Source organism: Bradyrhizobium sp. 604_D8_N2_3, from assembly GCF_051810765.1.
GTDB lineage: Bacteria > Pseudomonadota > Alphaproteobacteria > Rhizobiales > Xanthobacteraceae > Bradyrhizobium > Bradyrhizobium barranii.
In genome coordinates, this window is the sequence record NZ_JBPWPM010000001.1 from 5888992 (window position 1) to 5909857 (window position 20866).

The following is a 20866-nucleotide window of genomic DNA, read 5'->3' on the forward strand; positions in this document are numbered from 1 at the left end:
GGGGAACACGACGGAGCGGATTTGAGCATCACCACCGACCAATTGCGCGCGGGCGCCGCGGGCTCGCTTTGGCTGCGGCTGGCGGCGGTGGGACTGCCCCTCCTCTTGATCGCGCCGGCGTTCTGGAACGGCTATCCGCTGTTGCAATGGGATACCGGCGGCTATCTGGCGCGCTGGTACGAAGGCTATCTGGTCCCGAGCCGCTCCACCGTGTTCGGCCTCTATCTGCACTACGGCGAGAATTTCGGCTTCTGGATCAATCTCGCGGTCCAGTCGCTGGCGACGCTGTGGCTGTTGCAACTGACGCTGCGCGTACTCGGGTTGATGCAGACGTCTCGCTTCGTCGCGATCAGCCTCTGCCTGATCCTGTCGACCGCGCTGCCCTGGCTCGCGAGCATGCTGCTCACGGACATCTTTGCAGGGCTGTCGATCCTGTCCCTGTTCTTGCTGGTCGTCGGCGCGAGCCGGACATCGGGCCTCGAAAAGATCTCGCTGTTCGTCTTCACCGCCTTTGCCGCCGCAACCCACAGCGCCACACTGGGCGTGCTGTTCGGGCTCTGCGCCGCCGGCTGGATGGTGCGGCCGTTCCTCGGCGCGCGCCTGCCGCTCGCCGGATTGGCGCGGGCAAGCCTCACCATCGTCGCGGGCGGCCTGATGCTGGTGTCGGCAAACCATGCGCTGTCGGGCAAATGGGCCTGGACGCCCGGCGGCTATGGCGTCGCTTTCGGACGCATGATGCAGGACGGTATCGTCGCGCGCTTCCTGAGCGATCATTGCCCGCGCGAGCACTACAAGCTCTGTCCCTATCGCAACCAATTGCCGGCGACCGCCGACGAGTTCCTGTGGGGCAAGAGCATGTTCAACACGCTCGGCCGCTTCGAAGGCATGAACGACGAGATGGGCTATATCGTCGTGCATTCGCTCGCCGACTATCCGGCGTGGCAGGCCGGCGCGGCGTTGCGGGCGATGGGCCAGCAATTGCTGCATGTGGCCACCGGCGAAGGCACCAGTGTCTGGATCGGGCATACCTACGGCATCATCGAGCGCTACATCCCGGCGCAGGTCGCGCCGATGCGCGCGGCGCGGCAACAGAATCACGGCCTTGATTTCGATCACGTCAACCGGCTGCACGTTCCCGTCGCGCTGGCCTCGATGCTGGCGCTGGTCGGGCTGCTCGCGCATGCGCTGGCAAGCCGCCGGCTCGACGATCTGACGCTGCTGGCGGCAACCGTCACGCTGGCGCTGCTCGGCAACGCCTTCATCTGCGGCGTGATCTCGGGCCCGCACGACCGCTACGGCGCACGGATGGTGTGGCTCGCGACCTTCGTGGTGCTGATGGCGCTGGCGCGTCGTTTCGGTGACGACCAGCCTGACGACGAGGCCTCAGCCGCGCCGTGACAGGAAGTCGAGCACGCCGGTCTTGTAGACCTTGTCGCCGACCGCGCGCATGTGGTCGCGATTGGGGATGTCGAGCACTTCCGATCCCGGGATGATGGCGCCGAGCGCGCTGGCGGATCCTGCGACGTCGTCGGCGCTGCCGACCGCGATCAGCACGGGCACGTCGATGCGCGCGGCCTCTTCCTTCGTCATGAGGTCGCGGGTGCCGCGCAGGCAGGCGGCGAGCGCACGGCGGTCGGAACGGGTCTGATCGGCGAAGGCGCGAAACGTGCGGCCGACCGGATCGGTGACGTCGTCGAGCGAGGGCGCCTCCAACGCCTTCGCGACGTTCTCGCCGGGCCCGGTGCCCTCGATCAGGCCGCCGATGCCGATGCCCCCCAGGATCGCCGAGCGCAGGCGCTGCGACTCGTTGAGGGAGAGCCAGGCCGTCATCCGTCCACCCATCGAATAGCCCATCATGTCGGCCTGCGGAATCGCGAGGTGATCCATCAGCGCGAGCACGTCGCCGGCCATGGTCGGGATCGAGTACTGCGTGGGCTCGTAGAGCTTTGCGCTTTCGCCATGGCCGCGATTGTCGAGCGCGATGACACGGCGGCCGTTCTTGCGCAGTTCCGAGACCCAGGTCGGATAGACCCAGTTCACGTTCTTGCTCGAGGCAAAGCCGTGCACCAGGATGATCGGATCGCCCTCGCCTTCGTCGAGATAGGCAATTTCAACGGCGCCGTTGTGAAAGCTCGGCATCAGCAGTTCCGCAGATCGTTGTGGGGGAGAGATTGATCTTAGGCGGTAAGCGCCGCGTCCGCCAGAGCGGATTGGGCCGCCGCCCGGCGGAGCCGCCGCGCCCGTCTACGATCGCACCAGGCCTGGGTCATGCGCTCCGTCGCCGCCTTGATCGAGGACAGGAGGCCGAACAGCGTCAGTGCCGCGCCGAACAGCCAGAGCGCCAGGTCGAACATGCCGCCGACGAGCAGCAGCGCGCCGCGGCCGAGCAGCTTCATGATCGCGCGGGTCTTGCCGCCCTGCGCTTCCGCAAGCCGGGCCGCGCGCGCGACGTCCTTCGGGCCTTCGGCGATGCGCAGCGTATCCATGGCGCCGCGCGTGCCGGTCTTTTCGGCAACGCGGGTGACGTCCTTGCCGAGCCGGACCAGCGCACCGGCCTTCTCGGCACGGAACGCGGCCTTGATCGCGCTCGCGGTCTCGCCGGGGCGAAACACCGAACCCTTGGCGACGGCGTTCTGGAGCATCGGCGTATCGACCACCTCACGCGCCGACCGGCCAGCCCATGCGGCAAGTCCCTCGCCGAGCCGTCCGACCTTGCGGGCATCCTTCACCAGCGTCAGTCCAGCGCGCACGGGCGCGGCGCCGCCGACCGACACGTAGGTCACCGCCGTCACCGCAAGGCCGGCGGTCGCAAGGCCGAGCACCAGATGGTCGGTGTCCTCACCCATGGCGAGGTGCTTGCCCTCGCGCACGACGTCCCTGATGTCGCCGATCACGAAGAGATCGCCGGCGACGGTTCCGGACAGGCTCGCGACATCGTCGGCGTTGCCGGTGACGAGGCCGGTGGCGAACCGTTTGGCGAAATGCCGCGTGGAATTTTCTTCCTTGACCGCATCGCTCACGCGGTTGAGGAGGTCGTCGGGCAGCGCGACGTTGCGTTCACGCGCCAGCGCGACAAAACTGTCGGCGAGATCAGCGTCGCCGGCGGCGAGCGCGGCCTCGATATTGTCCTGAACCAGGCGGTCGTTCTGCCGCAGCAGCGCATCGAGCTTGAGCTCGGAGAGCGCCGCCGGATCGTCCTGGGCGGAGAGGAGCGCGCCGGCCTCGCGGGCATGCGGCGCTACGTGCGCGAGCATGAAGCTGCATGCCGCGATACCGGTCAACGCCGTGCTGATTCGCAGCCACTTCATGCCAAGAGTCATACCAAGAGTTGTGCCAAGAGCCTGGACGATCCCGAGATCATTGCGCCTGATGGTTCGTCTTTCGTCGCAATTCCGCTTGTCCAAAGACATAGTATGCCAAAATTGCGACACAACGTCCCCGACGAAAGAAGGGCTTCTCTCAGGCCGCAAGATTGTGTCGAATTTGCATGAGCAAATGAGCATGGGGCAATTGCGAACCTTTCGGTTCCGCTGGACTAGCAATCATCTGCACCCAACAGTATGGTCCGCGGCGCCTCAAAGATGCCGCGTCAGTGTTTGATTGTGTCTGCCGCCATTGCCACTCCAGGATGAACTACGATGTCCGACCATGTCGTCCCGCACTTCCATAACGATGCCGGTGTCCCCGTCATCGAGATCGGCTCGCAAGAGTTCATGTGCGTCGGCGCCAATCCTCCGTTCGATCATCCGCACGTCTTCCTGGACCTCGGCAACGACAACGAGATCATCTGCCCCTATTGCTCGACGCTGTACCGTTTCGCCGCCGACCTGAAGCCGGGCGAAGCCCGTCCGCCGGAATGCGTGCTGAAGGACAAGGTGGCCTGACCGCCTCTCACGGTCAGGGGTGGCGCTCTCCCGAACGATTGTCATCGCCGGTGCCGGCATAGGTGGACTGACGGCCGCGCTTGCGCTCGCAGCCCGTGGCTTCCGCATCGTCGTGCTGGAAAAGGCCGAGCGGCTCGAGGAAGTCGGCGCCGGCCTGCAACTCTCCCCCAACGCCAGCCGCGTGCTGGTCGAGCTCGGCCTCACCGAGCGGCTCAAGAGAAGCGCCGTCACGCCTGAGGCGCTCTGCGTCATGAGCGCGCGGGCCGGCGGCGAACTGCTGCGCATGCCGCTCGGCGAAGCCGCTTCCGCGCGGGCCGGCGCACCCTATTGGGTGGTGCATCGCGCCGACCTGCAATCCGCGCTGGCCGGTGCGGTCTCCGACCATCCCGATATCGATCTGAAGTTAGGTGCGACCTTCGAGGATGTGGCGCCCCACGCCAAGGGGCTGACGGTCGTCCATCGCAGCGGCACGATACGGCGCAGCGATCTGGCTAGCGCACTGATCGGCGCCGACGGTATCTGGTCGACGGTACGCCAGCATCTGTTTCCCGAGGTGCAGCCGCGCTTCTCCGGCCTGATCGCCTGGCGCGGCACGCTCGATGCCACGCAACTGCCGAAGGATTTTACCGCGCGGCGGGTGCAGCTCTGGATGGGTCCGAACGCCCATCTCGTCGCTTATCCGATCGCCGGCGGACGCCAGATCAACGTGGTCGCGGTGCTACCGGGGACCTGGAACAGGCCCGGCTGGAGCACGCCGGGCGACCCGTTCGAGGTGATGGACGCCTTCGCGGCACCGCGCTGGCCATCGCAGGCCAGGATGATGCTCACTGCTGTCGACAATTGGCGCAAATGGGCGCTGTTCGGCGTGCCCGACGGCTGCCCCTGGAGCGAAGGACCGGTCGGCCTGCTCGGTGACGCCGTGCATGCGATGCTGCCATTCGCGGCCCAGGGCGCCGGCATGGCGATCGAGGACGCCGCCGTGCTCGCTCGGCATCTGAGCCTCGAGGCTGCCGAGAGCACGGCCGGCATCGCGGCGGCGCTGAAGCAATATGGCCGCGCGCGGCAGGCGCGGGTGCGGCGGGTGCAGCGGACGGCGCGGCAGCAGGGCCGCATCTATCATCTCAGTGGGCCGCTCGCGATCGCGCGCGATGTTGCGATCCGCGCGCTCGGCCCGGAGCGCATGCTGGCGCGGCAGGACTGGATCTACGGCTGGCGCCCCTGAGGCGGGCGCAATCGTATCAACTCAGCGAACGGCGCTACCGGATTTCGGGGCGGGCTTGATGTCCGGCCGCTGCGGAGCAGAGGCCGCCGGCGTCGCACCGGGCGGCGTTTCCCGGCACTTGTTGCGGCGCCATGCCTCCTCGGCAAGTTGCGACTGCCCGCGCACCGCGATGTAGTCGTTGCGATAGGCGAGCTCGGACACGACCGCGCCTCCCGCCCCGGTCTCAGCCTTCTCCATCAGCTTCTGCAACTGCTCGGTGCGGCTGGCGAGCGCCTTACGCTCAGCCTCGAGTTGCTTGCAGTCGTACAATTCGTACTTGCCCGGATCGGCAAAGGCCGGTGCGACCGTCTCGGTCATGCTGGCGCAACCGGACAGCGCCGCGCCCGCCGCGAGTAGCGCCAGAAATGCGCCCGAGTCGCGCAGGCGAGAGGAAAACGAAGCAGCCATGCCGGATGAATAGTCCCCGTGGATTGAGAATGCCTAAAGCAACAACAGATGTCCGGATTGAGGCTTTGCCTTGCGCAGCCGGCTCGCTTAAGGAAGAACCGCCCATCCGGCCCGCGAAACGCGCCAATTCCAGACGGCCGGAGGTGGACTTAACTAGTTGATCTCGTTGGATCAAGCGGGCATGGCGGAATTGGTAGACGCAAGGGACTTAAAATCCCTCGGCGCGCAAGCGCTGTGCCGGTTCGACCCCGGCTGCCCGCACCATCGGAGCTGACGGGGCGAGCCTCCGCCCAAAGGCGGACGGCAGACCGATGCTGTCACGGACCGGCTATGGCCTGCGCGGGGGCAAGGCGCCGTCCCTTTTGCGGCGGACGGGGCGGCATGCATTATGACTGCGCACCTTCCGTCTCCAGCCGCTTCGGCTCGGCACGAAAGTCGAGCAGCAGGATCCAGAAACTTGTCAGCGCAATGATGAGGAGGATGAAGCTGCCCTCGAATGCCGTCCCCAGAATCGAGATCAGTGCCGGAAAGGCGAGACCGACGGCGAGGAACGCGGCGAGTGCCAGGGCCGGAAGATCGACGACGAGGATCGCGGCATAAAGCGCGAGCTCGAAGAAGGCATATTCCTTGAGGCGCGGCGAGCTGAGATAGAGCGCAAACATCGCGAACACCGTGATGCGCATGGCGACGCGGGGATGATCCATCAGCCAGCGATCCAGTCGCGCAAGAAGTGATCCGCCTTCCTGCGCCGGCCGGCTCGCGACCACGCGCAGGATGGACAAGGCGAACGGCACCAGCACGAGCGCGAGTGCCGCGAATGCATAGGTTGTGAACGTTGCCGCCTTGCTGTCACCGAGGCCGGCATGATCCATGAGGTCGCGCGCAGCCAGCAGCAGCGACGGATTGATCTCGAAGAGATCGACGAGATGCTGGTCGGGGATCTTTCCGCCCATCGCCAGTTGCCAGCTCGCGAACAGCTCGGGGTACATCAGCCGCGATATCAGGATCGGCAATGCGAAGCTGAACGCCGCAACCGCGATCAGCGTGAGCTTGCGGCTGCGCGGCAGCGGCAGGAAATAGAGCGCGGCCAGCACGGGAAAGAACACCAGCTTGAACGACGTCACGAGGCCGAGCAGCGCGGCGCCGGCGAACCGCAAGGGAAAGCTGCGGTCCTCAGACGCGCCGGACGCAGACGGAGAAAGCAGAAACCTCAGCGCAATCGCAGTCAGCATGCCGCTCAGGATCGCGAAGTTGCCGGACGCCTGCACCCATTCGAAACCGACGAACGCGCCGAGCGTGCAGAGCACCCTCAGCGCAACATCGCGCGCGCCCGAGCGCGTTCGGCCAAGACCGGGCAAGAGGAGCCCGCAAAGCACGGCGAGGACAGGAAAGATGCCCTTGTAGTGATCGACCAGAAGTCCACCCGCGCACATGGGGCGGAAGACATCCAGCGTCACCGGGAGATAGGGATAAGAGAGCTTGGTGCCCTTCAGGTTCTTGACGAAATAGGGATCGAGCCCGCTGGCATACGCCTCGACCGCCGCGCAATTGACGCGGGTGTCCCAGCCATATTTCATATCGAGCACGGCGTCGTTGGCGAGATTGCCGAGCACCAGCATTGCGGTCAGTGCGATCAGGCAGGCAAGCCAGAAGTTCCGCCGCGAAGCCATGTCGGCCGAGGGGTCCAACCATCGTGCTGCACCGGTGACGTCGGACACAATCGGATACCTTGCTTGGCCAGGTTTCTCCCGGCGCCAACGCGGCGCCAGGCCGTGCCACCATGGACAGGATGGGTTGCGGATTCATCTCCCCTGTGCGTTGCGCTCGCGCTTATGGTGAATCCCTGGTTGCCAGCCGTCCGTCTGGACGGCAGGGGAACAGGTTCCCTGTCGCCGTGACCGCCAGATCCGCCGCGCTACCCCTACCGCGACAAGCGGGCGGCAAGCCAGGCATCGAGTGCTTCGCGCGCGTCCCGGGTCGCCGCCATGCGTGCGAACTGCTCGCTCTCGATGGCGAGGCCTTCCGAGATCGAGACGTTGAGGCCCCGCGTGGCGGCGGTGATGACCCGGGCGACCGCCAGGCGCGAATGCCGCGTGATGCGGTCTGCCAGCGCGAAGGCTGCGTCCAGCAGCTGCCCGTGCGGCACGACCTGGTTGACCAAACCGATCTCATGAGCCCGCTGTGGTGAAAAGGAATCTCCTGTCAGGAGATATTCGAGCGCCCGCTTCCGGCCTGCGAGCCGTGGCAGGCGCTGCGTGCCGCCGAAGGTCGGCGTGATGCCGATCGCGATCTCGGGCTTGGCAAAGCTCGCCCGCTCGCTCGCGACGGCGAGATGCACAGCTTCCGTGATCTCGCAGCCGCCGCCGAAGGCGATGCCGTTCACGGCGGCGATGATCGGCTTCGGAAATGCCTCCATGCGCGCCGTCATCGCCTGCCCGCGCCGCGCGAAGGCCTTTACCGCCGCGTCCGGCCCGCATTTCACGCTCTCCGAGAACTCGGCGATGTCGGCGCCGGCCGAGAAGGCGCGGTCGCCCGCCCCGGTCAGGATCACGGCGCGGATATCGGCATCGTCCTCGATACGATCGAGGATCGCCATCAGGCGGTCGACGAGGGCGTAGCTCAGCGCATTGAGCTTGTTCGGGCGATTGAACGTCAGCAGCGCGACAGCGCCTCGCGTTTCGGAGAGTATGAGATCGGACAAGTGCAGGCTCCTTCCAAGTCGAATTCCAGGTCGAACAGGCGCGGAAGTCAGCCACAGCGCTCTTGTCGTGTATACTCACTAGGCAGTATACATTCGCGATGTCAGGCAAAGGCGACACCACTCGCGAGCAGATCGTCATCGCGGCGACGCGCCTGTTCTATGGCGAAGGCATCAGGGCGGTGAGCATGGACGCGGTCGCCGAGAAGGCCGGCGTCACCAAGAAGACGCTCTATTATCACTTCACCAGCAAGGACGAGCTCGTCGCCGAGACCATCGCGGCCAGGGACCAGCCGACGCTGGAGCTCTATATGCGCTGGTTCGCCGAGACCGAGGGCACGGTGGCCGACAAGGTCCGCGGTCTCTTCGCAAGGCTCGGACGCTCCGTTAATACGCCGCGATGGCGCGGCTGCGGATTCCTGCGCACCATCGCCGAGCTCGCAAACACGCCGGCACATCCCGCGGTCAAGGCCGGCGCGGCGCACAAGAAGCGTTTTGAAGCGTGGCTCGAAGCCGAATTGCGCGGGCATGGCGTTGCCGGTGCAGCGGCGGTCGCGCGCCAGCTCGTGATCCTGCTCGACGGCGCCACGACCGTGATGCTGATCCATCGCGATCTCGACTATGTCGACACCGCGGGACGCTTGGCGCTCGGCCTGGTCGAGCAGGCCCGTAGCGCGCGATGATGGACGAGGCAGCCCTTCCCGAGCCGGCGACATCACCAATTCTTGTGCACCCGCCTGTCAGCCATCCCGAAACATGGGTTGTGCGACGCAGCATAACCGATCAAAAAGCCTCTGATTTTCAGAGGTGAGCTTTGTCCGACGTCAATGCCGACGATTGGGTGTCCTCGGGACACCGGCCCATGGGTTTTCCAGAATTCGTCATCGTGATCGCGTCCATCATGGCGCTGAATCCGCTTGCGATGGACATGATGCTGCCGGCGCTGCCCAACATCGGGGCAGCCTTCGCCATTCCCAACGCCAACCATCTTCAGCTGGTGCTCTCGACCTTCCTGATCGGCTTCGGCGCCGGGCAGTTCGTCATGGGCCCGTTGTCGGACCGCTTCGGGCGCCGCCCGGTGCTGCTCGGCGGCATGGCCGTCTATGCGGTGGCGAGCGTGCTGGCGGTCGCCGCGCCCTCGTTCGAGACGCTGCTGCTGGCGCGCGCGCTGCAGGGGCTCGGCACGTCGGCAACGCGCGTGATCGCGACCTCGATCGTGCGCGACTGTTATGTCGGCCGCCGGATGGCGAGCGTGATGTCGCTCGCGATGATGGTGTTCATCGCGGTGCCGGTGATCGCGCCCTCGTTCGGGCAGGCGGTGCTGCTGGTCACGCAATGGCGCGGCATCTTCGTCGTCCTGATGCTCTACGGGCTGCTCGCGCTCGCATGGAGCGTGCTGCGGCTGCCTGAAACCCTTCCCGAGTCCGAACGCAGGTCGCTGGCGCCCGCAGACGTGCTCTCGGCGTTCCGGCAGACCGTGACCAACCGCCAGACCATCGGCTATGCGACGGCCGCCGGCAGCGTGATAGGCGCGCTCTTTGCCTATGTCTTCTCGGCGCAGCAGGTCTTCACCGGCGTCTATCATCTCGGCCACTATTTCCCGATTGCCTTCGCCGCGATCGCGGCCGGCACCGCGATCGCCGGTTTCCTCAATGCGAAGCTGGTCGGACGGCTCGGCATGCGCGTGATCTCGCACGGCGCGCTGACGCTCTACACCGCGGTTGCGGGCGTGATGCTGCTGACGGAAAGCCTCGGCATGCTGCCGCTCTCCTTGTTCATGGTGCTGTCCGCCCTGATGATGTTCTCGTTCGGCATGATGGTCGCGAACTTCACCGCGCTGGCCATGGAGCCGCAGGGCCACATCGCCGGCACCGCCTCCTCGCTCTACGGCTCGATCACGACGCTGATCGGCATCGTCGTCGGCATGGCGATCGGACAGAGTTTCGACGGCACGCTGTTGCCGTTCTCGGTCGGCTTCTTCCTGTCGACGCTGGCGGCGCTTGCGATCGTGCTGGTGGTGGAAAAGGGACGGCTGTTCAAGCCGCATCATCGTCCCATCGCATGAGGAACTTCCCGGCCGCATCGATGTTGTACTGCAGCAATTCGAAAGGCCGCCTCATGGAACCGGAACATCGCGAAGACAACACCACCCCGGATCGGGCGGAAACGGAACGCCCGACGCCGGGCGCCGACCAAACTGCGTTCACTCCCCCCTTCGCGAGCGAAGGCCTCGAGCGAATCCGCGACAGCCACTGCTGAGCGCGAAGCCTAGTCCGTCGGGCGCCTGCTGGCGCTGAAGTCCTGCGCGGCGCTCTCGGGCGTCGCGCTGCTTGTTCGCGGTGGCACGATCAGCACGACCACGTCCCGCGTCAGGCCGGGCTTGCCCCATAGCGTCGCCTGCACGGTGAACTGGCGCTTGACGAAATGCTCGGCGCGCGCGGACACGGACTCCATCCACCTGCCGCAATAGTCCTGGCCGCTGAAACAGAGCGCGGCCCAACCGCGATCCAATGTCGTCTTTCGCGGCATGCCCCACGTGTACTGAAACTCGAACGGCCGCGCGTAATACGGATGGTCCGGACTGTAGAACGCGGTCGCAAAGGCCAGCGAATCGTCGCCACTGACGGCGCTGAGCGGTTCCCCGGTCAGCTCGTGCCATTCGCGAGTAACCTCGTTAGCTACCTGCGCGTAGAAATTCCGGCCCTCTTCGTAGCCGTGATTGTTGCGATAGACGGCGTGAATCGGGGCGGCGACGAAGACAGCGGCGAGCCCAACGATTGCGGTGATGACCGTGACATTGACGGTGTAGAATCTTTCGATCGGGTAGCGCGTGCCGCAAACGATCAGCACGACGAACAGGAACAGCCCTTGCAGCGCCCATAGCGACGGCAGATCGGTGCCCATCGCCAGCGACGTCAGGACCGGCAGCACGATCGTGCCGATCGCAACGTAAAGAAGAAGCCGCAGGCCGGAACTCATCGCGGCGAAGTCGGCCGCAAATTGTTTCAGCCGTGTGCCTGCGATGATCACCCAGAAGACGGCCGATACGCTGATGGCCGCCACGAGTCCGAGCAGGAAGTTCTGCACCTCGCCGAGCGAGCTCACGAAGTTGCCGTTGGCGTGCGCCATCGCGTAGGTGAAGGCCGACGCCCCCGTCGTCGCGAGCCAGTAGATGTGCGGCGACAACACCGCGAGCCCGACCACGACCGATATCCACGGCGAAGCGGACGTGAAATAGGCGCGGCGCGCGGGATGAGCCAGCGCGGCAAATACAAAGCTCGCCACCAGGAAGACCGAATAATATTTGCCGACCATCGCCAGCGCCGTGGTGCATCCTACCGCGACCGCCCAGGCCGCGCTGCGGGTCTCGAACGCGCGCAGAAAACACCAGGTCGCGAGCGGCCAGAGCGCAAGCAGCACCGCGTTGGCGTTGAAGCGCTGGGCGTGGAATTGATAGGCCGGCGTCAGCATCAGGAGCAGCAGCACCAGGATGCGCTTGTGCCCGGTCACGAACTGCCGTGCGATCCGGTCGACGAAAAACAGGGCGAGCCCGGCATTGGCCATCGCCATCAATTGCAGCGACCAGTCGCTGAGCGGGAAGACGGAGGTCCACACCGCCGTAACCCAGCCCATCAGCGGCGGATGCTTGTGGTAGCCCCACGCGAAACGGCGCCCGAGCGTCCAGGCCTCGAGGGTATCGGGGTGCAGGCCGCTGCCGGCATAGGCGACGGCGAGATAGACCGTCCAGAGCGCGACGAAGCACACAATAAGAAGCGGCACCGCCCAGCCCGTCTCGACGCCGTCGAGCCAGCGCAGGAAAGGCCGCCGCCATCGCGCCGGCGCGCGATCGGACCGCTCGGCCATCGCCCGAAATGTAAAATCAATCGACACGGGACTCAAATGCAGGAAGGAAGTGATGTGCGAACTGCGCACATCTATTTCAAGTCAGAAACAAATAGCAATAAATGGACATTGGAAGAGTTAAAAGCTGACGCGAGGCTGACAAACGAAAACGGCGCCGCTGATGACAGCGACGCCGCGTAACAATCGGGGAAGGCGCGCTGGGCGCCCTCGCCTTACTCGGTTTTGTCGATGTTCCAGAACACCGGCGTCGCCGGGCCGTCGAGCACGCCGGTGAGCGACTTCCGCCACGCGCTCGGCGCCAGATACTGGCCGAGCGGCACGTAGATCACCTGGTCATAGGCTTCCTTCTGGATCTCGGTCGCGATCTTCTTCTGATCGTCGAGCGAGGCGGCGCGGACGAAGTCGTCCTTGAGCTTCTCGATCTTGGCGTTTTCCGCCCAGCCGAACCAGCCCTTCTTGCCCTGGCCACCGATCGACAGATTGGCGATCGGGTTGGACACGTCGGCGCTGACCCAGTTGGTGAAGAACATGTTCCAGCCGCCCTCCTTCGGAGGCTTCTGGCTGGCGCGCCGGCTGACCACCGTCTGCCAGTCGGTCGCCTGCGCGTCGACCTTGAAGCCGGCCTCGCGGAGCAACTGCACCGCGACCGTCGGCTGCGCCTTCAGCGTCACGACGTCGCCGGGCACCATGACCACGACGGGCGTGCCGTCATAGCCGGACTCGGCGAGCGCCTTCTTGGCTTCCGCCATGCCGTTGCCCTTGACCAGCGATTCCGAGCCGACGTCGGTCGCGAACGGCGTATCGCAGATGAAGAACGCACCGCAGATCTTGTAGTATTTGGGATTGCCGACGAGCGCGTCGAGCACGTCCTTCTGGTTCATCGCCAGAAGTGCGGCACGGCGGATCTTCGGATTGTCGAAGGGCGGATAGAGGAAGTTCATGCGCCCAAGGGTCTGGTAGCCGAACTTGTTCAGCGTCTCGGTCTTGAGGTCGGCATTGCCTTCAAGGACGGGCAGCAGATCCCACGGCGGCACTTCCATGAAGTCGATGTCGCCCGATTGCAGCGCGTTCACTGCGGTCTGCGCATCCGGCATGGTGATCCATTCGACGCGATCGACCTTGACCAGCTTGCCTCCGGCAGTCCAGCTCGACGCCTCCTTGCGCGGCACGTAGTCGGTGTTCTTGACGTAGACCGCCTTCACGCCGGGCTGGAATTCGCCCTGCACGAACTTGAACGGGCCGGAGCCGATCTGCTCGGGGATCTGCTTGTCCGGCGGCGTTTCGGCGAGACGCTTCGGCATCATGAAGGCGACGCGCGAGGACGGCTTGCCGATGGATTCGAGCACGAGGCCGTAGGGCTCCTTCAGCTTCAGCGTGATCGTCTTGGGGTCGGTCGCCTCGATGCTCGCAGTAAACTGCATCATCTGCTGGCCCATGCCGTCGACCGCGGCCCAGCGCTTCAGCGAAGCGGCGCAGTCCTCCGCCGTCACCGGCGTACCGTCGTGCCACTTCAGGCCGTCGCGCAGCGTGAAGGTGTAGGTGAGCTTGTCGTCGGAGATCTTCCAGTCCGCCATCTGCGGCTGGATCTTGAAATTCGAGTCCGTCGCGATCAGCGTGTCGTAGACCATGTAGCCATGGTCACGCGTGATGTAGGCGGTGGTGAAAATCGGATCGATGATGCGCAGATCCGAATGCATCACCGCGGTGATGGTCTTGCTGGCGGCGGCAAGTACCGGCGAGGCCATCGCCGTCGAAAGCGCAACGACCGATAGCGCAAGTGTGGAGGCGAACGCGCGACGCCCCCGGCGCATCAAGCTCAACATAAAAGTTTCTCCTGACGTGAAACTGTTCAAAGGCAGGTTATTGGTTGAGCATTCGGTTCGTTCTTTAGGCGAACTAACCTCATGCGATGCCTTTGTCTTTCGAGACTTGCAGACAGTGCTGAGCGCGTCAATCCGGTTTCGCTGCAGCCCCAAGCGGCGCGCCCACGGGCTCCACAAAGATCGGTTTGGCTCTACAACGCTTTCCGCCAGTCCCGTCCGCGCCAATGCAATGCGCGTTCCATCTTTCGAGCTTGAGAGACATTAAGATGAATCCAGCCAATCTTCCCTTCGATTCCGAGGCGATGCTCGAGGGCCTGCGCACCTGGGTGGAATGCGAGAGCCCGACCTGGGACGCGGGCGCCGTCAACCGCATGCTCGATATCGCAGCGCGGGATATGGCGATCATGGGTGCGACGATCGAACGCATCGGCGGTCGACAGGGCTTCGGCGGCGTGATCCGCGCGCGCTTCCCGCATCCGAAACAGGGCGAGCCGGGCATCCTGATCGCCGGCCACATGGATACCGTCCACCCGGTCGGCACCATCGAGAAGCTGAAATGGCGGCGCGATGGCAACAAGTGCTACGGCCCCGGCATCTACGACATGAAGGGCGGCAACTATCTCTCGCTGGAAGCGATCCGGCAGCTGGCACGCGCTTCCTTCACCACGCCGCTGCCGATCACCGTGCTGTTCACGCCCGACGAGGAAGTCGGCACGCCCTCGACGCGAGACATCATCGAGGCGGAAGCCGCGCGCAACAAATATGTGCTGGTGCCCGAACCGGGCCGCGCCGACAACGGTGTCACCACCGGACGTTACGCCATCGCGCGGTTCAATCTGGAAGCGACGGGCCGGCCGAGCCATGCCGGCGCGACATTGTCGGCCGGACGCTCGGCGATCCGCGAGATGGCGCGGCAGATCCTCGCCATCGACGCGATGACGACGGAGGACTGCACTTTCTCGGTCGGCGTCGTGCATGGCGGACAATGGGTCAATTGCGTTGCCACGACCGCCACCGGCGAGGCGCTGTCCATGGCCAAGCGCCAGGCCGATCTCGACCGCGGCGTCGAGCGGATGCTGGCGCTGTCGGGCACGTCCAATGATGTCACGTTCAAGGTGACGCGCGGCGTCACGCGCCCCGTATGGGAGCCCGATGCCGGCACCATGGCGCTGTATGAAAAGGCGCGCGGCATCGCCAAATCGCTCGGCACTGAGCTGCCGCATGCGAGCTCCGGCGGCGGCTCCGACGGCAACTTTACCGGCGCGATGGGCATCCCGACGCTCGACGGCCTCGGCGTGCGCGGCGGCAACGGCCACACGCTGGAGGAGTTCATCGAGGTCGAGAGCCTGGTTGAACGCGGGCGCCTGATGGCGGGCTTGCTGGCGACGCTCGACTGACAGCGCAGCCTTCGCACTGCACAATGCGTTGGCAGTCGCGGTTTAAATTTAGCCTTGTCCAAAAATGAGGCGCATCGTACTGCTCGATTGTCCACGCGACGATGCGGGAGAGATCGCAACGAGAGTTCAGGCTTTCGTTGCGGCGCCGACGGAGCAACCGCCCCGGAAACTCTCAGGCAAAAGGACCGTATCGTCAGGACGATCTGGAGAGAGGCGGCACGGCCAATGTGGTCGTGACGTCCACCGAAGGGGATAGTCCGGAGCTGACCTCGCCGAGGTCCGCGCCGGATCAAGCTCTCAGGTAACCGTGACAGATGGGGCGCCGCCAACGGCCTTTGGCCGGCGGTTAGCCGACTCTAACTCACGGGAGCCCCGAACCTGCCATGACCCATATCGCCATCATCGGCGCCGGCATCACCGGCGTAACGACCGCCTATGCCCTGCTCGAACGCGGATACAAGGTGACGGTGCTCGACAAGCACCGCTACGCCGCGATGGAGACGTCCTTCGCCAACGGCGGACAGCTCTCCGCCAGCAATGCCGAAGTGTGGAACAGCACCGCCACGATCCTGAAAGGCCTGCGCTGGATGTTCCGGCGCGATGCGCCGCTGCTGATGAACCCGCGGCCGAACTGGCACAAATATTCGTGGATGAGCGAGTTCGTCGCCAATATCGGCAACTACCGCGCCAACACGGTTCAGACCACGCGGCTCGCGATCGAAGCCCGCAAGCATCTGTTCGAGATCGCGGAGCGCGAAGGCATCGACTTCGATCTCGAACGCCGCGGCATCCTGCACATCTATCACGACAAGAGGGGTTTTGAATCCGGCCTGCAGGTCAATGCGCTGCTGAAGGAAGGCGGGCTCGATCGCCGCCCGGTGACGCCGGAGGAGATCCGCGCCATCGAGCCGACGCTGCGCAAGGACTATTTTGGCGGCTTCTACACGCCGTCGGATGCGACCGGCGATATCCACAAGTTCACGCGCGGACTTGCGGAAGCCTGCAAGCGGCGCGGCGCGACCTTTATCCACGAAGCCAACATCGATTCCATTGCCCAGGCAGGTGGCGGCTTTGTCATCGGCTGGGCTGATCTTTCGGCCAGTGATGCTGTCGCATCCGCGCGCGGCATGCTGAAGGCGGATGGCGTCGTGGTCTGCGCCGGTGTGGCCAGCCGCCACTTCGCCGCCCTCCTCGACGAGCGCGTCAACGTCTATCCGGTGAAGGGCTATTCGATCACCGTTCAGCTCGACACTGCCGCAAGCCGCAATGCGACGCCGACCGTGAGCCTGCTCGACGAAGCCGCCAAGATCGTCACCAGCCGGCTCGGCGCCGATCGTTTCCGCGTCGCAGGCACCGCCGAATTCAACGACTTCAACCGCGACATCCGCGCCGACCGCGTGCAGCCGCTGGTCGACTGGGTGCGCAGCAACTTCCCCGGCGTCGAAACGTCCAAGGTCGTGCCTTGGGCCGGGCTGCGGCCGATGATGCCGAACATGATGCCCGTGGTGCGCGCAGGACGGATGCCGGGCGTGTTCTTCAACACCGGTCACGGCCATCTCGGCTGGACCTTGTCGGCGGCGACCGCGCAGATGATTGCCGGGACCATCGACGGCTGGCGCGGGCTCAACGCACCGCCGACCGCACCCTCACTCAGGGTTGAGCGCGAGTTCCGCCATGCATCCTGAGTGGCCGATATCGGAGGCTCGGCGGCCTCTTGCGACCGCCCTGCCCTTGGCACACAATTTGCCCCGAAAGGTCGGCTTCTCCGGCCGGCTTTCCAGCCCGAGTGACAGGCGTGCATGATAGACAGAACCGATTCCACAGGGGCCTCTCGGCCCCACAAGTTCCGCAGCCGGAGATAGGTGCATGCTAGGTTATCTCATTCGCCGCGTTCTGGCCGCGGTGCCCGTGATGGGCGTCGTCGCGCTGTTCGTCTTCCTGCTGCTGCGGCTGACGCCGGGCGATCCCGCCGCCATTCTCGCCGGCGATAACGCCACGCCGGAACGGCTGGAACGCATCCGCGACTCGCTCGGCCTCAACGAACCGCTGATCGTGCAATTCATCACCTGGGTGAACAAGCTGCTGCACGGCGATCTCGGAACGTCGCTGATCTCCAACCTGCCAGTCATGAAGATGATCAGCCAGCGCGTCGAGCCGTCGATTTCGATCGCGCTCTCGACGATCATTCTCGCCGTGATCGTCGCCGTGCCGCTCGGCGTCATCGCGGCGTGGAAGCACGGCACCTGGATCGACCGTTTCGTGATGGGCCTCTCCGTGCTCGGCTTCTCCGTGCCGGTGTTCGTGGTCGGCTATCTCCTGATCGAGGTCTTCGCGATCGACCTGCGCTGGGTGCCGGTGCAGGGCTTCCGCAGCATCTTCAACGGCTTTGGACCGTTCTTCGAGCGCATCATCCTGCCGACCTGCGCGCTCTCGTTCATCTACATCGCGCTGATCGCGCGCATGACGCGTGCGGCGATGCTCGACGTGCTCGGTGAGGACTACGTCCGCACCGCCCGCGCCAAGGGCATCAACGAGGTCGCCGTGATGATGCGCCATGCGCTGCGCAATGCCGCGGTGCCCGTCATCACCGTAATCGGCACCGGCTTTGCGCTGCTGATTTCCGGCGTCGTCGTCACCGAGAGCGTGTTCAACATCCCCGGCATCGGCCGCCTCACGGTAGACGCTGTGCTGGCGCGCGACTATCCGGTCATCCAGGCGATGATCCTGCTGACGTCGCTGATCTATGTCGTCGTCAATCTCCTGATCGACGTCGCCTATACGCTGCTCGATCCCCGGATCCGGTACTGAGGCAAGGATACCAACAATATGTCCGTCGATAGCCTCCCCCAGTCGTCCATTCCGATCACGTCGCCACTGCGGCCGCGTTTCGGATTCCTCACCTCGACGCCGATCATTGCGGCGGCCACGATCCTGCTCGCGCTGATCGTGCTGGTCTCGATCCTGGCGCCGCTGATCGCGCCGCACGATCCGGTCCAGCTTGCGCCCTCGCAGCGGCTGAAGCCGGCCTCGGCGCAGTTCCTGCTCGGCACCGACGCCTATGGCCGTGACCTCTTGTCGCGCGTCATCTATGGCGGCCGCATCTCGCTCCTGATCGGCATCGGCTCGGCGATCCTGTCGATCGTCATCGGCCTTGCGATCGGCCTCGTCTCCGGCTTCTTCAAGCTGGTCGATGCCGTCCTGATGCGCGTCATGGACGGCCTCATGGCGATGCCGAGCATCCTGCTCGCGATCGCCGTGGTGTCGCTGTCCGGCGCCAGCATCTGGACCGTGCTGGTCGCGATCACCATCCCCGAAATACCGCGCGTGGCACGCCTGGTACGCTCGGTCGTGCTGTCCGCGCGCGAGGAGCCTTACGTCGAGGCTGCGATCTCGGTCGGCTCCAGCCTGCCGAAGATCATGTGGCGCCATCTGATGCCGAACACGATCGCGCCGCTGATCGTCCAGGGCACCTATGTCTGCGCTTCCGCGATCCTGACCGAGGCCATCCTCTCCTTCCTCGGCGCCGGCATCTCGCCGGAGACGCCGACCTGGGGCAACATCATGGCCGAGGGCCGTCAGTATTTTCAGCTCAAGCCGACGCTGATCTTCTGGCCGGGCCTGCTGCTTTCGATCGCCATCCTCAGCATCAATCTGATCGGCGACGCCGCCCGCGACGCCCTCGATCCCCGCATGAAGCAGCGGGAGGGCAAGTGATGACGGATCAAGTGATGACCAACCCAATTCTCGACATCAACAACCTCGTCGTCTCCATCGGCAAGAAGCCGAAGGGCGCAAACATCATCGACGGGATCTCGATCCAGGTGCATAAGGGCGAGACACTGTGTCTCGTCGGCGAAAGCGGCTCGGGCAAGTCGGTGACCTCGCTCACCACGATGGGCCTGCTGCCGAAGGGCACGCTGGTTCCGACCGGCGGCAGCGTCAAGCTGGTCGGCGAAGAGATTCTCACCGCGACCGATCGCCGCCTGCGCCAGCTCCGCGCGACGCAGATGGCGATGATCTTCCAGGAGCCGATGACCGCGCTCAATCCGGTGGTGCCGGTCGGCCGTCAGATCGACGAGGTCCTGCGCGCCCACACCGATCTCGACGCCAAGGCGCGGAAGAAGCGCATTCTCGACATGATGGAGCAGGTCCGCCTGCCCCAGGTCGAGCGTATCTTCGCCTCCTATCCGCATCGCCTGTCCGGCGGCCAGCGCCAGCGCATCATGATCGCGATGGCGCTGGTGCTGGAGCCGAAGCTGCTGATCGCCGACGAGCCGACCACCGCGCTCGACGTCACCACGCAGAAGCAGATCCTGACGCTGATCCGCGACCTCCAGCGCGATCACGGCACCGCCGTCCTGTTCATCACCCACGACATGGGCGTGGTCGCCGAGATCGCCGACCGCGTCGCCGTGATGCGGCAGGGCCGGCTGGTCGAGACCGGTCCGCTCGAGACCGTGCTGCGCAACCCGACCATGGAGTACACCCGCAATTTGCTTTCTGCGGTGCCGAGCCTGGTGCCGCGCGCGGCGCGGCCCGAGACCAAGGAGCCGGTGGTGCTGGAGGCCAACGAGCTCGGCAAGGTCTATAAGGAGCGCGCCTTCTTCGGCAAAGGCCGCGAGGTCGTCGCCGCCGACAAGGTCACGCTGACGCTGCGCAAGGGCCGCACGCTCGGCATCGTCGGCGAGAGCGGCTCGGGCAAGTCCACCGTCGCGCGGTGCATCGTGCGCCTGATCGATCCGACCTCCGGCGGCGTGCGTCTCGCCGGCCGCGAGATCGCCGACATCTCGCGCCGCCTGCTCCAGCCGCACCGGCAGAAGATCCAGATCGTGTTCCAGGATCCCTATCGCTCGCTCAACCCGCGCATTACCGTCGGCGAGAGCATCGCGGAAGGCCCGATCAATTACGGCACCTCGCATGCCGATGCGATGAAGCGGGCGCGCGAACTGCTCGAGCTCGTTGGCCTGCCCGCGGACGCAGTGACGCGCTATCCGCACCAGTTCTCCGGCGGCCAGCGCCAGCGCATCGCCATTGCGCGTGCGCTCGCGCTCGACCCCGACGTGCTGGTCGCGGACGAAGCGGTCTCGGCACTCGACGTCTCGGTTCAGGCGCAGGTGCTGGAACTGCTCGACGAGATCCAGAACCGGCTCGGCATCGCCATCCTGTTCATTACCCACGATCTGCGCGTCGCAGCCCAGATCTGCGACGAGGTCGTGGTGATGCAGCACGGCCGTGTCGTCGAACAGGGCCTGGCCGCCGAGGTGCTGACGCATCCGAAGGAAGCCTACACCAGGGCGCTGCTGGAGGCCGCACCGGGCCGTGGCTGGGATTTTGCGAACTTCAGGCCGGTGTCGGAAGGCGTCGCGGCTACGGCTTAGGTTTGTCCACTCGTCATTGCGAGCGGAGCGAAGCAATCCAGAGTCCCTCTGCGGAGACGGTCTGGATTGCTTCGCTTCACTCGCAATGACGGGTAGCGACCATCATCATTCGAAAATGACTTAAAGCCATGCGCGGCGGCATGGGCTCCTCGC

The 20866-nt window shown here is 65.2% G+C and carries 17 protein-coding genes, 1 tRNA gene and 2 riboswitches; of the genes, 11 read left to right on the top strand and 7 right to left on the bottom strand.

Features of this window, described 5'->3' with window-relative positions:
* Positions 1 to 21: 21 nt before the first annotated feature.
* Positions 22 to 1398: a hypothetical protein gene (locus AB7245_RS28290; protein ID WP_439035155.1), complete on the top strand. Its 1377-nt coding sequence runs from the start codon at positions 22 to 24 to the stop codon at positions 1396 to 1398.
* Here AB7245_RS28290 and AB7245_RS28295 read toward each other — a convergent pair.
* Positions 1384 to 2139 carry an alpha/beta fold hydrolase gene (locus AB7245_RS28295; RefSeq protein ID WP_085401623.1) on the bottom strand — a complete coding sequence of 252 codons (756 nt, stop codon included), beginning with the start codon at positions 2137 to 2139 and terminating at the stop codon, positions 1384 to 1386. The two genes, AB7245_RS28290 and AB7245_RS28295, sit on opposite strands and share 15 nt — an antisense overlap.
* Before the next feature lie 38 nt (positions 2140 to 2177).
* Entirely contained in the window at positions 2178 to 3308 is a 1131-nt protein-coding gene (locus AB7245_RS28300; protein ID WP_439035156.1) for a hypothetical protein, read from the bottom strand.
* 330 nt (positions 3309 to 3638) lie between these two features.
* Between AB7245_RS28300 and AB7245_RS28305 the strand changes: the two genes are divergently transcribed.
* Together AB7245_RS28305 and AB7245_RS28310 are read left to right on the top strand one after the other, a co-directional pair.
* Positions 3639 to 3884 (top strand): zinc-finger domain-containing protein, encoded by a 246-nt coding sequence (locus AB7245_RS28305; RefSeq protein ID WP_008562814.1) that lies wholly within the window; start codon positions 3639 to 3641, stop codon positions 3882 to 3884.
* Between the two features lie 19 nt (positions 3885 to 3903).
* Positions 3904 to 5106 (top strand): FAD-dependent monooxygenase, encoded by a 1203-nt coding sequence (locus AB7245_RS28310; protein ID WP_439035157.1) that lies wholly within the window; start codon positions 3904 to 3906, stop codon positions 5104 to 5106.
* Between the two features lie 21 nt (positions 5107 to 5127).
* On the opposite strand, the gene AB7245_RS28315 is transcribed toward AB7245_RS28310, so the two are convergent.
* Positions 5128 to 5553: a twin-arginine translocation pathway signal gene (locus AB7245_RS28315; RefSeq protein WP_166342429.1), complete on the bottom strand. Its 426-nt coding sequence runs from the start codon at positions 5551 to 5553 to the stop codon at positions 5128 to 5130.
* Between the two features lie 175 nt (positions 5554 to 5728).
* Here AB7245_RS28315 and AB7245_RS28320 point away from each other — a divergent pair.
* Positions 5729 to 5817, top strand: a tRNA-Leu gene (locus AB7245_RS28320).
* Positions 5818 to 5939: 122 nt separating this feature from the next.
* On the opposite strand, the gene AB7245_RS28325 is transcribed toward AB7245_RS28320, so the two are convergent.
* Both AB7245_RS28325 and AB7245_RS28330 read right to left on the bottom strand, forming a co-directional pair.
* The gene (locus AB7245_RS28325; RefSeq protein WP_439035158.1) at positions 5940 to 7271 is read right to left on the bottom strand and encodes a hypothetical protein; all 1332 of its coding nucleotides are present in this window, start codon (positions 7269 to 7271) and stop codon (positions 5940 to 5942) included.
* A gap of 203 nt (positions 7272 to 7474) precedes the next feature.
* Positions 7475 to 8254 carry a crotonase/enoyl-CoA hydratase family protein gene (locus tag AB7245_RS28330; protein ID WP_439035159.1) on the bottom strand — a complete coding sequence of 260 codons (780 nt, stop codon included), beginning with the start codon at positions 8252 to 8254 and terminating at the stop codon, positions 7475 to 7477.
* A gap of 98 nt (positions 8255 to 8352) precedes the next feature.
* Between AB7245_RS28330 and AB7245_RS28335 the strand changes: the two genes are divergently transcribed.
* Entirely contained in the window at positions 8353 to 8934 is a 582-nt protein-coding gene (locus AB7245_RS28335; protein ID WP_439035160.1) for a TetR/AcrR family transcriptional regulator, read from the top strand.
* Between the two features lie 179 nt (positions 8935 to 9113).
* A complete protein-coding gene (locus AB7245_RS28340) occupies positions 9114 to 10316 on the top strand; it encodes a multidrug effflux MFS transporter (RefSeq protein WP_404979444.1) in 1203 nt (400 codons plus the stop codon).
* A 203-nt stretch (positions 10317 to 10519) separates the two neighbouring features.
* Here AB7245_RS28340 and AB7245_RS28345 read toward each other — a convergent pair whose 3' ends face one another.
* Both AB7245_RS28345 and AB7245_RS28350 read right to left on the bottom strand, forming a co-directional pair.
* Positions 10520 to 12115, bottom strand: a complete 1596-nt coding sequence (locus tag AB7245_RS28345) for a glycosyltransferase family 39 protein (protein WP_439035761.1) — start codon at positions 12113 to 12115, stop codon at positions 10520 to 10522.
* Positions 12116 to 12327: 212 nt separating this feature from the next.
* Positions 12328 to 13938 carry an ABC transporter substrate-binding protein gene (locus AB7245_RS28350; protein WP_085401616.1) on the bottom strand — a complete coding sequence of 537 codons (1611 nt, stop codon included), beginning with the start codon at positions 13936 to 13938 and terminating at the stop codon, positions 12328 to 12330.
* Between the two features lie 266 nt (positions 13939 to 14204).
* Here AB7245_RS28350 and AB7245_RS28355 point away from each other — a divergent pair, with 266 nt between their 5' ends.
* The 5 genes from AB7245_RS28355 (at position 14205) to AB7245_RS28375 (ending at position 20713) form a co-directional block, all read left to right on the top strand.
* Complete coding sequence (locus tag AB7245_RS28355) at positions 14205 to 15335, top strand: M20/M25/M40 family metallo-hydrolase (protein ID WP_439035161.1); 1131 nt, start codon at positions 14205 to 14207, stop codon at positions 15333 to 15335.
* Between the two features lie 94 nt (positions 15336 to 15429).
* A riboswitch (glycine riboswitch) is annotated at positions 15430 to 15533 on the top strand.
* Positions 15534 to 15536: 3 nt separating this feature from the next.
* Positions 15537 to 15651: riboswitch (glycine riboswitch) on the top strand.
* A gap of 67 nt (positions 15652 to 15718) precedes the next feature.
* Positions 15719 to 17020, top strand: coding sequence for a D-amino acid dehydrogenase (locus AB7245_RS28360; RefSeq protein ID WP_354100268.1), 1302 nt, complete (start codon positions 15719 to 15721; stop codon positions 17018 to 17020).
* Between the two features lie 181 nt (positions 17021 to 17201).
* Positions 17202 to 18143, top strand: a complete 942-nt coding sequence (locus AB7245_RS28365; protein WP_014494267.1) for an ABC transporter permease — start codon at positions 17202 to 17204, stop codon at positions 18141 to 18143.
* Between the two features lie 18 nt (positions 18144 to 18161).
* Positions 18162 to 19049 carry an ABC transporter permease gene (locus tag AB7245_RS28370; RefSeq protein ID WP_028150021.1) on the top strand — a complete coding sequence of 296 codons (888 nt, stop codon included), beginning with the start codon at positions 18162 to 18164 and terminating at the stop codon, positions 19047 to 19049.
* Between the two features lie 14 nt (positions 19050 to 19063).
* Entirely contained in the window at positions 19064 to 20713 is a 1650-nt protein-coding gene (locus tag AB7245_RS28375; RefSeq protein WP_439035762.1) for an ABC transporter ATP-binding protein, read from the top strand.
* The last annotated feature ends 153 nt before the right edge of the window (positions 20714 to 20866 follow it).